This window comes from Rhizobium sp. Root482, from assembly GCF_001426565.1.
Lineage (GTDB): Bacteria > Pseudomonadota > Alphaproteobacteria > Rhizobiales > Rhizobiaceae > Pararhizobium.
Map to the genome: position 1 here is coordinate 41,743 of NZ_LMFA01000005.1, position 14,432 is coordinate 56,174.

The window sequence follows — 14,432 nt, forward strand, 5'->3', positions numbered from 1 at the left end:
GCGGACTCCGCCCAATTGTTTCCTATCTCCTGTCTAGCAGAGGAAATCGAGCAAGTCCGTTGCTTTCGTGCAGATTGCGCCGGCTCGGAAACGTGGAGACGACGGACTGATCAGGATGTCGCCTCCCTGCGGCAGGCGCTGAGGACATCGAGTGCCGGCTCATAGACGGAGGTCCGTACCGCCATCAATCCGAGTGCGGTGTGGAAGAGATTGTCATGCGACGCCGGCTCCGAAGCACGGTTGTCGAGGCAGGAGGAATCGACCACCGCCTTCATTTCCGATCCCTGCCACAGAACGAACGGCACATGCGTCTGTTGCGACGGCGCCAGGAAATAGGGCGCGCCATGCAGGTAGAGTCCGTGTTCGCCAAGCGATTCGCCGTGGTCGGACATATAGATCATTGCCGGGTCGATGCTGCCCTGGCGGGCCTTCAGCGCCTTGATGACCGAGGCCAGGATATGGTCGGTATAGAGAATCGTATTGTCATAGGCATTGACGACCTCTTCGCGGCTGCAGGTGCCGAGAACCCCGGTGCGGCATTCGGGCTTGAAATGCGCGAACCCGGCAGGGTAGCGCTGGTAATAAGTAGGCCCGTGGCTGCCGAGCTGGTGGAGGACCAGCACGGTGTCTCCCCTGACGCTTGCCAGCCAGGAATCCAGTTGCGCGACCATGCCTTCGTCGAGGCACTCGCTGTTCGTGCAATACCGCGGATCATCGGCTTTGGAGAAGGATCTTGTGGTGGTGCGGTCCGCAACGCCCTTGCTGCCGGTATTGTTATCCCACCATTCCGTCCTTATCCCCGCATGGCCGAGAACGTCGAGCAGATTCTCGTTGGCAAGGCCGGCCCGGTGAGAATAACCGGCGCGCGTCAGGTTGGAAAACATGCAGGGCACCGAGACCGAGGTCGCCGTGCCGCAACTCGACGTATCGGAGAAATAGGTGATGTCCAGCTGCGACAGTTCCGGATTCGTCAGACGTGCATAACCACTGAGCGAGAAGTTTTCGGCGCGGGCGGTCTCGCCGGTGACGATCACCAGCACGCGCGGCTTGCCGGAACGGTTCGATACCCCGATATGCGCGTCCGTGCCCAGCGGCTGGAGGACGATATGCTTGTCCGCCTCGCTGGCAAGCCCGAAGGCGATCGCGTTGCCGATGGGGAGGATCGGGTTCAGCGTCAGGAGCAGATCCTTGTTCAGCCGCGTCACGGCGGCGATGCTGCGGGCGCTGCTGACGGCGCAAGCCAGCGACACCAGCAAGAGGAGCGACACCGCCAGAAGGTTCCATCTCAACTTGGCGAAGAAGGCACGATGTTCGATGCGGATCCAGCAGACCAGCAGCGATGGCACCAGGCCGAAAATGCCCATGTGCAGCATAAAGGGTAGCGTAATCAGGTGGCCGGCTTCGGAAGGGGTCGTCTGCACCGCATTGCGGATCATATCGACGTCGATGATCGTCCCGAAGCCGTCCATGAACCAGGATGCGGCGGCAGCGCTGAGAAACAGGAAAACCAGCAGAGGCTTCAACAGGTATTTGACGGACAGCGCCACGGTGATCGCGCAGAACAGGCAGGTCAGGCCAAGCCCGAAGGCCGCCAGAGCAAGATGGCTGTCGAAATCGGAGAATGCGCGCGTCCAGAAAGTGCGATTGGAGACGGCGATCAGGTAAATCGTCCCGAAGATCGCAAGCGTGATGCTGCCTGTCCGCGGACGAGCGAACGACAAGACGTTGTGGGAAAGACTGTCTATGGACAAGGAAGAGACTCCCGGCAATTTCTGTTGCCGGGTGGATCGCACCGCATCCTGACACGCACCTGAATGCGAAAGCCTTTCTCGCCTCGCGGAATTGTTCTTCGATCCGTTCAGGTGGGTGTCAGGTTGGACACGCAGTCTGTCCGCACCGATATCGGAGCGAACAGAGTTGAATAAGGTAAAAGTGCATTTCGGACTCGTCTATATTGTCGTTCTTGTCATGATCGTTTGTTCGATATCGCTTCTGCGGGAGCCCAGACGCCCGCCTCACACCGTGCCCTGGGCGGCGGGAGAGCACCATCAGATCCACGGCTTCAGCGGCTGACGCGGCATGAAGCCGGCGCAGCTTCCCGCATCGCCGATCGAAATCCCGTTGGCTTCCCGGGGGCTTGACTTTTCATTCAAATTAGAACAAATAGAGAACAAATGGAATGACGAGCGCAGGACATGCTGTCAGCACAGTCATTTTCCGGTCTTTCGATGTCGAGGTTAAAATGAGCCATATCGAGGAAATTACCGAACGGACGCAGGCTATCCTGGCGCGTTCCAGGGCTTTTCGGGAGCGTTCGCAGGCCATGCGGGAAGAACACAGGGCGCTGATCGAACGCGCGTCGATCAAATCCGGCCAGCTTCACTTCGTGTTTTCTCCTCCGGGCCAGGAAGGCGCGAAACACTAAAAGCGATCGGGAGTTCATGATATTGCCGCAGCCGCGCAAATCGCCAGGTTCGGATCGCTGGCGGCGGCAGCATGTCTCCCGATTCGGAAGGAGACTGTCACCCGATAATTGGCACTCCTGCCCTTCCTGGCCGCCCGACCCCTTTCCGGCGACGTTCATGCGATTGCATCGCTGTTGATTACGCGCCTGTGCCGGTTTACTTAAGCGGCAGTGAAATGAGGGCCGACGATGGCAATTCCCGATCTGATTCTGCAGCTTCAGCACGCAAAGGAACCCAGCAGAGAACTCGATATCTCCATCGGCATCGTCATGGGCTATAAACGGCATGTGAAAACCATGCCGAAGGGCGAAGGCGGCGAGAAGCGCAAGGTCGTCTGGCTTTATCCGACCGATGGCGATGAGGGCCGTCTGCCAACCTTCACCGCCAAGATCGACGATGCCTATATCCTCGCACAGAATTTGGTGCCCGGTTGTGTCGGCGGCGTCAGTTGGGATCACCGCGGCGGCTCTGCCAAGATCGACGACGGACCCTATTTCACCGCAAGCTCGCCGGCCATCGCGCTCTGTATCGCGGCCCTCAGCGCGAAACATTTCCGCCATGATGACGACGACGCGCAATAGGCCGTGGTGCGGACAGACGCGCGACACGGAAACGCCCCTGCCGAAGATCGGCAGGCCGGCTGCAGGAATCTGCTAGCGTAGAGACCGGCTATCGCGGATGCCGAACAGGAGCGTAAGGCGCACCCAGCCGCCTCTTGGCAGCAGCCGGCTTCATCATTGGCCCGCCTCCTCCCCATGAATTTCGCCTCCTTCGCTACGCTCACGGATGCGCGTGGCCTTGAAGGCGCCGGCAACTCCCTTACATTTCAACGACCAGGCCGTCCCAACCTTCCTTCCGCGGAGCGAGCCCGATGAAATCATTGATTCCCGTCTGTGTCGTGGTCCTCATGCTTGCCGGCTGCAACAGCACGGCGGAAGTCGAGCCCATCCCGGGCAGCATCACCTATGGCGGCCAGCCGCGCACGAAGCTCACCAAATCGCCGATCGGCAGCACCGTCCAGCATGAATTCTTCACGGGTTTCGGCAAGGCGCGCGAGACCTATGTTCTGCAACCCGACAGATCGCTGAAGCTCGTACGGCGCGACATCATCAACGATATCCGATGGTAGGAATCACTGGCACAAATACAAAAGACCGGCCTTTCCCTCGGAAAAGCCGGTCTTTTGCATTTTGTGCCAGTCGTCGAAATCAGTTCGAAAGATCGTCCGCGACATTCGTCACGGCGGCGGCAACGCCGATAGGCCGGGCAACGAGGCTCAGGAACTTGCTCATATCGACCGACGGGTGACGCGAGGCATAGATGACGTCTCGGCTCTTGACCGGGAAGGTCTGACCGACGATGAGGCTGTCGGGTTGGCTCATATTGAGGCGATAGACGATCGGATAGCGGCCGACGCTGTCGGGCTGCATGCCCTTGCGCAGCATGGCGTCGAAGCGCTGCGGTCCAAGCAGGCTCATTACGACATCGGGCTCCTCGTAGCGGAACACGAAATAGCCCCTGGCATCGATGGCATTGTCATTGCCGCCGCCTGCCAGCGCCACGGCCTCGAGCAGGTTGAGATCGTTTGCGCCGAACTCGACGCGCTTGTTGATCTTGGTCGACCCGAGAACCGTGAAGGTGCGCGGATCGCGGGTGACGAAAATCTGGTCGCCCGGCTGGACGCGGACATTTTCCGATGGATTTTCGATGATCGATTTCAGGAGCGCCGTGCCGGTCTTCTTGCCGCGCACCAGCGTCACATAGGTCTCGTAGGGCTGCGCGGTGGGGCCACCCGCCTTGGCGATGACCTCGTTGATGGTCTCGCTGACAAGGCTCAACGGCACGACCGACGAGCGGCCAACGGCGCCCGAAACGGTGACATTGCGCGATGCCGTGCTCGTGCTGGTGACGATCACGTCGGGCTCGACCGCCTTCTTGACCAGGGCATCGAGAATGGTCTTGCGCGCCTGCTCCAGCGTCTTGCCGGCGAACTGCACCGGCCCGACATAGGGGATCGACGCCTGGCCGTTCGGCTGCACCACGAGGTCGAGGCTGGTCTGCTTGGAATCCGTGGTCGAAAACAGGCCGTCGCTGCCGGCTTCGAAAATGGTCACCTTCAACTGGTCGCCGACGCCGATAACGACGCGGCCGACGCCGCCGCCGATGCCGAAGCGACGATTGAGCGCGGTCGCCACATAGTTGGAAACCAGGCGCGCCGAGCGGGCATCGACATCGATGATGTCATAGGCAACGGTATTCCTGCGTCCGATCTCCTGTCCTGACCGGCCCGCATCGCCCATGATATCGGAAGAAAGCGGGCCTTCACCCGGAACGGCCTGACATCCCGCCAGAACGGCGCATATCAGGATTGCATTCAAACGGTTCAATTAAAGCACTCCGAAATCGACGCCGNCCGATCTCCTGTCCTGACCGGCCCGCATCGCCCATGATATCGGAAGAAAGCGGGCCTTCACCCGGAACGGCCTGACATCCCGCCAGAACGGCGCATATCAGGATTGCATTCAAACGGTTCAATTAAAGCACTCCGAAATCGACGCCGTAGCGGCTTGTAACATCTGCAACGGCGCTGCATTCTAGGAACCGGAATTCCGACTGCCCCTTGAAAAGCACAATCATTGTCCCACAACAAGCCATCATAGGCTGCATCCGCTCAAATAATTTACGGTGCGCCTTTCCGGCAATAGGCTGATCACGACGATTGAGGCATGTTTTCAAAAAGTGTTCGGGCGGCCATGCTGCGCACATCTTCGTCGTGGCAGGGTTGAAAGCTAGTGAACTTAAGTTAAAAGGACGCTAATATGCATCGTCGACGATGATGATGACGAGGCGACCCGACCGGTCGGGAAACTATGTCCGATTTGCTTTTTCGCGCTTCAGGTGCGATCAGCAAGACAATCCAGATCAGTTTAGAGCGTTCGATAAAACATGACAGTTGAAATCATAGGGCGTGCATGTCTCGCCCCTGGAGCCAATTCGCCGCAGGCGCTGTTCCGAATCCTGCGCCAGGGCAAATGCACCGTCACGCGCATTCCGGCCGACCGCTGGGATCTTGCCCGCTTCTGGCATCCGGTCATCGGCAATCCCGGCAAGACCTACTCCTTTGCCGCCGGCGTGCTGGACAGTGTCTATGATTTCGATCCGGCTGCCTTCGGCATGTCGCAGCGTGAAGCGATGCACATGGATCCGCAGCAGCGCGTGCTCCTGCAACTCGCCTGGCGCGCGCTGGAAGACGCCAATATCCCGATTCCCTCGCTGCACGGTGAGAATGTCGGCGTTTATATCGGCGCATCGAGCCTCGATCATGCCAATCTCACGGTCGAGGATCCGGCTTCGGCCGGCCCCTATTTCATGACCGGCAATACCCTTTCGATCGTTTCCAACCGCATTTCCCATATTTTCGGCCTGAGCGGCCCCAGCATGACGGTGGACACTGCCTGTTCGTCGTCGCTGGTGGCGCTCGACCAGGCGATGCGGGCGCTGAATGACGGCGAGATCGAGACCGCCATCGTCGGCGGCATCAACATCCTCGCCCATCCCCTGCCCTTCGTCGGCTTTGCGCAGGCGCGCATGCTCTCGCCCGAGGGCCTGTGCCGCGCCTATGACAATGACGGTGCCGGTTACGTGCGCGCTGAAGGCGGCGTCGTCTTCATCCTGCGCCGGTCCGACAGGGCGCGTCAGGAAAAAGATCGCAGCTACGCCAAGATCATCGCAAGCGGTGTCAATTCGGCCGGCCGCACCAATGGTATTTCGCTGCCTTCACGCGAAGCGCAGGCCAATCTGCTGCGCTCGATCTATGAGAGCAACAATATCGATTCCAATCAGGTCGCCTTTGTCGAGGGCCATGGAACCGGCACCAAGGTCGGCGATCCCGCCGAGGTCTGGTCGATCGGTACCGTGATCGGCGCCAACCGGCGCGCGCCTGTCCCGATAGGCTCGATCAAGTCGAATATCGGCCATACCGAGCCGGCTTCCGGCCTGTTCGGCATGCTGAAAGCGGTAATGGCGCTCGAGAATAACTACCTGCCCGCCTCGCTGCATTTCGATACGCCGAACGACAATATCGATTTCGACGGCCTGAACGTCCGTGTCACGGCCAATCCGATCGAACTGCTGCGCGGCAAGCGCGCCCGCCTCGCCGGTATCAATTCCTTCGGCTTCGGCGGCGCCAACGCCCATGTCGTCATCAGTGATCCCGATCCGGTGCAGGACGAGCGCAATCGCAACAACGCCACCGGCCATGTTTTCATGGCAAGCGCCCATACGGCCACCAGTCTCGAAGAATTGCTGAAGTCGTATAAATCGGCCTTCGCCAAGGCGTCGAAAGACGAATCCCGGTCCATCATCGCCGCCTCCGGCGCCAACCGCACCCAGATGCGCCATCGATTCGCCGCCCGCAGCGACCATCCTGAGGACATCGTCCGCGCCATTGCCAGCCATCTCGAAAAGCCGGCGTCCGATATCGGCGAAGCCGGCGAGGCGGTGACCAAGGCCGCCAAGGTTGCCTTCGTCTTTTCCGGAAACGGCTCCCAATGGGCCGGCATGGGCCTTGAGGCCTTCCGCGAGAACCTGCATTTTCGCCAATGCTTCACCTCGGTCAGCGCACTGTTCAAGTTCCATTCCGATATCGTGCTGACGGATCTCCTCACCGATCCGGATCTCGACCAGAAGCTGGCGGATACGAAGGTGGCGCAGCCTCTGCTGTTTGCCGTTCAGGCGGCCCTGTCCGATTCGCTGGTGGCGATGGGCATCAAGCCCACAGCCGTCTTCGGTCATTCGGTCGGCGAAATCGCAGCGGCTTACGCGGCCGGCGCCCTGTCGCTCGTCGATGCGGTGTCGATCGTCGCCAAGCGCTCGCTGCACCAGGACCTTCTGGCCGGCCAGGGCACCATGGCCGCCGTGATGCTTGGCGAAGAAGCGGCAGCCGCCTTTGCCAAGGCGCGCGGTTTCGACGAAGTCTGCGTCGCCGCCATCAATGCCCATAATTCCGTAACGATCTCCGGCCCGGCGCCGCAAGTCTCCGCCTTCCGGGACGCTGCCCGCAAGGCCAAGATCCCGGTCCAGATTCTCGATATCAACTATCCGTTCCACCACCCGATCATCGACCAGGCCAAGAAGGCCTTCCTCGCCGATATCCCCGACATCGCGCCGCGCAATTCGGAATTGGCCTATCTGTCCACCGTCACCGGCGCGAGGCTGGACGGCACCCAGCTTGATCCGGATTACTGGTGGAAGAATGTCCGCGAGCCGGTCCGCTTCAAGGCAGCGACCGAGGCCGCAATCGAGCTGGGTTGCAGCCTGTTCGTCGAGATATCGCCCCGCCCGATCCTGTCCTCCTACCTGAAGGAAACGGTCAAGCAGTCCTCCATTCCCGGCATGGTCGTGCCGACGCTGCTGCGCGATGCCGGCGAGAAGGGTCAGGATCCTGTCTCGCGCGCCATGGCGCGCGCCATCGCGCATGGCGCCGCCTTCGACGAGGCACGCCTGTTCGGCAAGCGCAACGCCTTCGTGCGGCTGCCCAACCTGCCGTTCGAGCAAAGCGAGTTGCGACCGGCCTCGACCAGCGATGCGACGGATCTGTTCGGACGCGGCACGAAGGCACCCTATACGCTGGCCGGCTGGCGCGCCGATCTCAACAGCGGCAGCTGGAAGAACCATGTCGACGCGCATCTCTTCCCGGATCTTGCCGAACATATCGTCGATGGAAAAGCCATCCTGCCCGGCAGCGGCTTCATCGAGATCGCCGTTTCCGTCGCGCAGCAATATTACGGCACGCCGGATATCGATATCACCAATCTGGAAATCGTGCGGCCGCTGGAGCTTTCCGACAACCGGATGATGGAGCTTTCGACCATCCTCTCGCCGGAGACGGGCGACATCGAAATCCGCTCGCGTGAAAGACTGTCGGAAGACGACTGGGCGGTGCATGCGGTGGCGCGTAGCCGCAAGCTTGTTTCGCGCGACGAGACCATTCCGGCCGGCGCCATGGCAACCCTCGAAAAGACCGCGACCGTCACGCCGGCGAAAGCTTATGAGACCGCACGCCAGTTCGGTCTGGACTATGGTCCGCGCTTCCAGCTGATGGCAAAGGCCGTCTCCTATGGCGACCGGTATATCGAGGTAGAGCTGAAAGAACCGGAAGAGGCCGCAAACCCCTTCGTTTCCTATAGTCTCAATCCGATCTCGGTGGATGCGACCTTCCATGGGCTGGTGGCGCTGTTCGACCGGTTTACCGGCGAAGCCGGCGGCGCACCTTATATTCCGATCCGCTTCGGTTCGGTGCGCGTCAGCCATTCCGGCCTGACCGTCAGGCGGGCAGTGGTGGAAATCGAGCGCATCAGCACAAATTCCATCAAGGCGAAATTCCGCTTCTTCGGCAAGGGTGGCGAAGTCATCGCCGCCTTCGACGATTGCCGTTTCCGCCGCACCTATCTGCGCCAGCACAAGACGCTGGACATGCTGTCCTTCCATTACGAGGCCGTGCCCTCCGACCGCGCAGTGCCGCTTGCCGCTGCCGCCCGTCCCGTGATCCTGCCCTTGCCGCTGGTCGGCACGGTCGAGGACACCGGTATCGACAATACGACGCTGCTGTTCAACGCCGCGATCTATCGCGCCTGCCACGAAATCGCACTCAAGCTTGGCAGGGGAACTGCGAAGGTTGATACGCGCTCGCTGCCCGGCGATTTCGCCTTCCGCTGTTTCCTCGCCAATTGCCTCTATGTCCTGGAAGATGCGGGCCTATGCGAACACAGGGGCGGCAGTTGGAAGATCGCCCCGGAATTTTCGCTTCCGCCCGTCGGCGACATTCTGAAAGAACTTTACGGCGAACGCGCCGAGCGTGCCGTCGAAGCCGTGCTGATCAACAATTCCTACGCCGAGGCTCTTGATCGCATCGCCAGCCTGTTTGCCGCGGAAAGTGCCGGTGGCGAGCCCGATACAGCCGACCGGCCGCAAAGCTTCATCAGTGACGCGACGCTGGACCACCAGATGGTCCATTCCGAATCGACGCGCCAGCGCATGGACCTGGTCCTGGCTGCCGTCGAAAAGGCGCTGGACAGCGACACGGCAAAAACGGGCCTGCGTATCGTCGAGGCCGGAACCGTCTCGACCGGCTTTACCCGCAGGCTCGCTCTCCTGGCCAAGGCGCGCAATGCCAGCCTCATCGTCGTCGAGTCGCGGGAAAATGCCCAGCGCAATCTCGAAATCGCCTTCGAGCAGGATGCGCATGTGCGCGTCCTGAAAAAAGACGCGTTTGCAACGCTTCCGGCCTTCGATCTGATCGTCAGCGCTTCCGACACGGTCTTTACCCTGATCGACGAGGATACCGGCATTCGCAATGCCATGCGCGCCGGCCTGCGTGAAAGCGGTGTGCTGGTGGCGGCGACCAACGCTCCGACAGTCTTCAGCGATTTCGCCTTCGGCCTGACGGAAAGCTGGTTTGCCCGCACTCAGGCGGTCGAGTTCCCGATCGGCAAGCTGGCGACCGTGACCCAGTGGCAGAAGTGCCTGACCGATCTCGGCCTCACCGAGGTCACCGTGGACGACCGCGAGCTGTCGCACGGCAATATCATCATTGCCGAGGCACGCGGCACCGCCCTGGCTCCGGCCGTGGAACCGGCGGCAGACATGCGCGCAACCGACGACGACCGTCCTGTGCTCGTCCTGCACGAAGGCAGCGTATCGAAGCTGCACAGTCTTCTGCCCACCGGCAAGGAGGCGATCCGTTCGCCGCTCGTACCCGTCCAGCTGACCGGCGACATGGACATCGACAAGGCCAAGCTGACGGAAGCGCTGGATGAGCTCCAGGGCAAGCCTGTGCGTGCGGTCTATCTCCCGTCGTCAACTCCGGTTGATCGCCGCGAGGATTCCGCCGTCCTGCAAAACCGCGTGCTTACGCTGAGCGCCTTTGCCGAAGCGCTGCGCCAGCGCCATGCGGGTGACGAAACCGCTGCCGGACAGCGTCCGTGCCTCATTGTTGCAATTCCGGGCGGAGCTCCGGTGACGACGGCGTCGCGTCGCAAGGAAGCCGTCGGCGGAAGCGTCAACAGCGGCTTGTGGGCCTTCACGCGCGTTCTGCAGAACGAATATGATTTCATCGACATCCATTCGCTCGATTTCACCGGCGGAAAGGCCGGCGCCGGCAACCAGCTTGCCGCCGCGATCCTGCTTTTGGCGGACGAAGGCACAAACCGCGAATGGCTGCTTGACGGTACGACCGGCCTTCTTTCGGAAATCCGCGCGGTGCCGGGTCCGGTCGGAGACGAACAGCGTCGGACCGACCGTTTCAGCGCCGCCACCATCCGGCAAAGGGTCAGTTCCCAGGTCGGCAGCATTGCCTGGGAAGAATGCGACATTCCGCAGCCCGGGCCTGACGACGTCGTCGTTGCCGTTGCGGCCACCGGCCTGAATTTCCGCGATGTCATGTGGGCGATGGGCCTGCTTCCGGAGGAGGCCCTGGAGGACGGCTTTGCCGGTGCGACCATCGGCATGGAGCTTTCCGGCCATGTGGTTGCCATCGGCAACAGCGTCAGGGATCTTTCGGTTGGCGACGCCGTGATGGCAATTGCGCCGGCGGCCTTCTCCACACATGCCGTCGTGTCACGCTCAGGCGTCGCCCGGCTGCCGGAAACCGTCAGCCCCGTCGCCGCCGCCACCGTGCCCGTCGCCTTCCTCACCGCCTATTACGCGATGATGGAACTCGGGCGGATCCGTGCCGGCGAAACCATCCTCATCCATGGCGCTGCCGGCGGTGTCGGCCTGGCGGCCCTGCAGGTCGCGAAGCTGGCCGGGGCAAAGGTCATCGCCACGGCCGGAACGCGTGAAAAACGCCGTTTCCTGAAAATGCTCGGCGCCGATCATGTGTTCGATTCCCGCTCGCTCGCCTTCGTCGACGATATTCTCGGCGTGACCGACGGACAGGGCGTGGACCTTGTGCTCAACTCCCTGTTTGCCGAGGCCATGGAACAGAGCCTGTCGCTGGTGAAGCCGTTCGGCCGCTTCCTGGAACTGGGAAAACGCGATTACTACGCCGACAGCAAGATCGGTCTGCGGCCATTCCGGCGCAATATCAGCTATTTCGGCATCGACGCCGACCAGTTGCTGGTGAACGCGCCGGATCTTACCAAGCGCATCTTCACCGAGATCGGCGCGCTGTTCGAAGAGGGCAAGCTCGTGCCCCTGCCCTTCCGTGCCTTCGGCTATGACGAGATCGGCAATGCCTTCCGGCTGATGCAGAATGCCGGCCATATCGGCAAGATCGTCGTGCTGCCGCCGGTTAGCGGGCGCGACGAGGTCGCGAACCGCCCGTCCGGCCGCCTGTCGGTCGACAGCCAGGGCGTCCATCTGGTCGTAGGCGGCATCGGCGGCTTCGGCCTGGCCGCTGCCGGATGGCTGGTCGACAAGGGCGCGCGCAATATCGCGCTCTGTACCCGGCGCGGCATCGCCGACATGGAGACGCTGGAAGCGATCGGGCGCTGGGAGAAGATGGGGGTTTCGGCGACCGTGCATGCCTGCGACGTCACCGACGAAACGGCGGCGGAGGCGATGCTGGAAAACCTGCGGCAGATCGGCCCCCTAAAAACCGTCGTTCACGCGGCCATGGTTCTCGACGATGCGCTGATCAACAATCTCAATCGCGAGCGCAACCGTCCGGTCATCGACGTGAAGGCCAGGGGCGCCGCCGTGCTCGACCGGCTGACGCGGGTGGATGCGCTTGAGCATTTCATCCTGTTCTCCTCGGCAACGACATTGGTCGGAAATCCGGGCCAGGCCAACTACGTGGCCGCCAACGGCTATCTCGAAGGCCTTGCCCGGGCGCGCCGGCTGGAGGGTCTGCCCGGCCTTGCCATCGGTTTCGGCGCGATCGCCGACAAGGGCTATCTGGCTGCGAACACCGACGTCAACGACCTGCTTTCCAAGCGCATCGGCAAGACGGCGCTGAAGGCGCAGGTCGCCCTCAACCAGGTCGAGACCTACATCTGTGGCGATCCCGGCACGGTCGATGCGGCCGTGGTGATGATCTCGGAACTCGACTGGGCGGCGGCGCGCAATCTTGCCGTCGTGCGCAATGCCCTGTTCGAGGTCATCCTGCGCAGCGCCGACCAGCACGCGCCCGGCAGCGATGGGCAGGCGATGGACCTGGTGGCGATGATCGAAGGAAAAACGCCGCAGGAAGCGGAAGACATCCTCTATGATCTAGTGGCCAGCGAAATCGCCGCGATCCTGCGCGTCTCGAAGGATACGATCTCGCGCAACAAGATCCTCAAGGAAATCGGCCTCGACAGCCTGATGGCCGTCGAGCTGGGAATCAGCTTCCAGCAGAATACCGGCTTCGACATGCCGCTCAGCGGCGTCGCCGACAATACGACCGTCGGCGACGTCGCGCGCAAGCTTTACGACAAGGTCAGCAAGCGCGACCAGGGCAGCGAGGACGATAATGAGCCGGCCGACAACAGGATCGTCAACGAGCTCGCCCAGCGCCACACCGGCACCGGCGCGGGCACGGAGAAGGCAGCCAGCCAATGAGCAAGGACGAGGATCGCCACAGCGTCTCCAAGATGAATAGCAGCCTGAAGGAGAATCTGCTGGATCGCATGCGCAATGCCCACCAATCGTCGGAGCGAAACCGCATCGCGCGCTCCGAACGCGACGTACCTCCACCCGTCCGGCGAAAGCAGACACGCTTCGAGGACCTGCCCGAATACAAGCAGGTCCTGACGCAGCAAATGGCCAGCGAACAGCTGCATATAGACAATCCCTTCTACCGGGCGCACCAGACGGCGGCCGGCGCCACCACCGTCATCGACGGACGCAAGCTGATCAATTTCGCGTCCTATGACTATCTCGGCCTCAACCGGCATCCGCATGTCCTGTCGCAGGCGCGCGACACGATGAACACATTCGGCATTTCTGCATCCGCAAGCCGGCTTGTGGCCGGCGAGCGGCCGGTCCATGCCGAACTGGAGGAGCGCATCGCCGCCTTCTACGGTGTCGAAGCCTCGGTCTGCTTCGTCAGCGGCTATCTCACCAATGTCGCGGCGATCAGCTGCCTGACCGGGCCGAAGGACCTGGTGGTGCATGACGAATTCATCCACAACAGCGCGCTCGCCGGCATCAAGCTGTCGGGCGCCACGCGCCGCCTGTTCAAGCACAATGACGCAAACGACCTGGAGCATGTGCTGCGCACGGTTTCCGGCGACTACCGCCGCATCCTCGTCATCGTCGAGGGCGTCTATTCCATGGACGGCGACATCGCCAACCTGCCGGCGATCATGAAGCTGAAGGCCGAATACGGCTTCTGGCTGATGGTCGACGAGGCGCATTCGCTTGGTATTCTCGGCAAGCGCGGCAGGGGCACATTCGAGCATTTCGGCGTTGATCCGCGCCAGGTCGATATCTGGATGGGAACGCTCTCCAAGACAACATCCAGCTGCGGCGGCTATATTGCCGGAAGTGCTGCCCTTGCGGCGGTGCTGAAGGCCACTGCCGGCGGCTTCGTCTACAGCGTCGGGCTGGCACCGGTGCTGACAGCCTCGGCAATCGCCAGCCTCGACATCCTGGAAGGCGAGCCGGAGCGCACGGCCGCCTTGAAGCGCAACGGCGCGCTGTTCCTGAGGCTCGCGCAGGAGGCCGGCCTTGATACGGGCCTTAGCGCCGGCTTTTCCGTGGTTCCGGTTTTGGTGGGGGATTCGCTCCGGGCGGTGCAATTGTCGAACGACCTGCTTGCCGCTGGCGTCAACGCGCTGCCGATCATCCATCCCGCCGTACCCGAAGGCATGGCCCGCCTGCGGTTCTTCATCACCAGCGACCATACCGAGGAACAGATCCGCCAAACGGTGGAGCTGACGGCGGAAAAGCTGAAAGACTTGTCCGAGCGAAATTTCGGGCTCGCCTCGATCGACGTCCAGCAGATGATGAAGATGCTCGCCTCCCGATAGCTCTTAGCCGACT

The 14,432-nt window shown here is 61.8% G+C and carries 7 protein-coding genes; 5 read left to right on the plus strand and 2 right to left on the minus strand.

Features of this window, described 5'->3' with window-relative positions:
* Window positions 1-110: 110 nt before the first annotated feature.
* Window positions 111-1,751: a phosphoethanolamine--lipid A transferase gene (locus tag ASD31_RS05370; protein ID WP_320409380.1), complete on the minus strand. Its 1,641-nt coding sequence runs from the start codon at window positions 1,749-1,751 to the stop codon at window positions 111-113.
* Between the two features lie 491 nt (window positions 1,752-2,242).
* On the opposite strand from ASD31_RS05370, the gene ASD31_RS05375 reads away from it, so the two are divergent.
* The 3 genes from ASD31_RS05375 (at window position 2,243) to ASD31_RS05385 (ending at window position 3,594) form a co-directional block, all read left to right on the plus strand.
* Window positions 2,243-2,425: a hypothetical protein gene (locus ASD31_RS05375; protein WP_056330474.1), complete on the plus strand. Its 183-nt coding sequence runs from the start codon at window positions 2,243-2,245 to the stop codon at window positions 2,423-2,425.
* A gap of 228 nt (window positions 2,426-2,653) precedes the next feature.
* Window positions 2,654-3,046, plus strand: a complete 393-nt coding sequence (locus tag ASD31_RS05380) for a hypothetical protein (protein WP_056330476.1) — start codon at window positions 2,654-2,656, stop codon at window positions 3,044-3,046.
* A gap of 290 nt (window positions 3,047-3,336) precedes the next feature.
* The gene (locus ASD31_RS05385; protein ID WP_056330478.1) at window positions 3,337-3,594 is read left to right on the plus strand and encodes a hypothetical protein; all 258 of its coding nucleotides are present in this window, start codon (window positions 3,337-3,339) and stop codon (window positions 3,592-3,594) included.
* A 79-nt stretch (window positions 3,595-3,673) separates the two neighbouring features.
* On the opposite strand, the gene ASD31_RS05390 is transcribed toward ASD31_RS05385, so the two are convergent.
* Window positions 3,674-4,843 (minus strand): polysaccharide biosynthesis/export family protein, encoded by a 1,170-nt coding sequence (locus tag ASD31_RS05390; protein WP_413813796.1) that lies wholly within the window; start codon window positions 4,841-4,843, stop codon window positions 3,674-3,676.
* 568 nt (window positions 4,844-5,411) lie between these two features.
* Between ASD31_RS05390 and ASD31_RS05395 the strand changes: the two genes are divergently transcribed.
* Window positions 5,412-13,007 (plus strand): type I polyketide synthase, encoded by a 7,596-nt coding sequence (locus ASD31_RS05395; RefSeq protein WP_056330483.1) that lies wholly within the window; start codon window positions 5,412-5,414, stop codon window positions 13,005-13,007.
* Window positions 13,004-14,419 (plus strand): aminotransferase class I/II-fold pyridoxal phosphate-dependent enzyme, encoded by a 1,416-nt coding sequence (locus ASD31_RS05400; protein WP_056330486.1) that lies wholly within the window; start codon window positions 13,004-13,006, stop codon window positions 14,417-14,419. Before ASD31_RS05395 ends, ASD31_RS05400 begins: the two co-directional genes overlap by 4 nt.
* The last annotated feature ends 13 nt before the right edge of the window (window positions 14,420-14,432 follow it).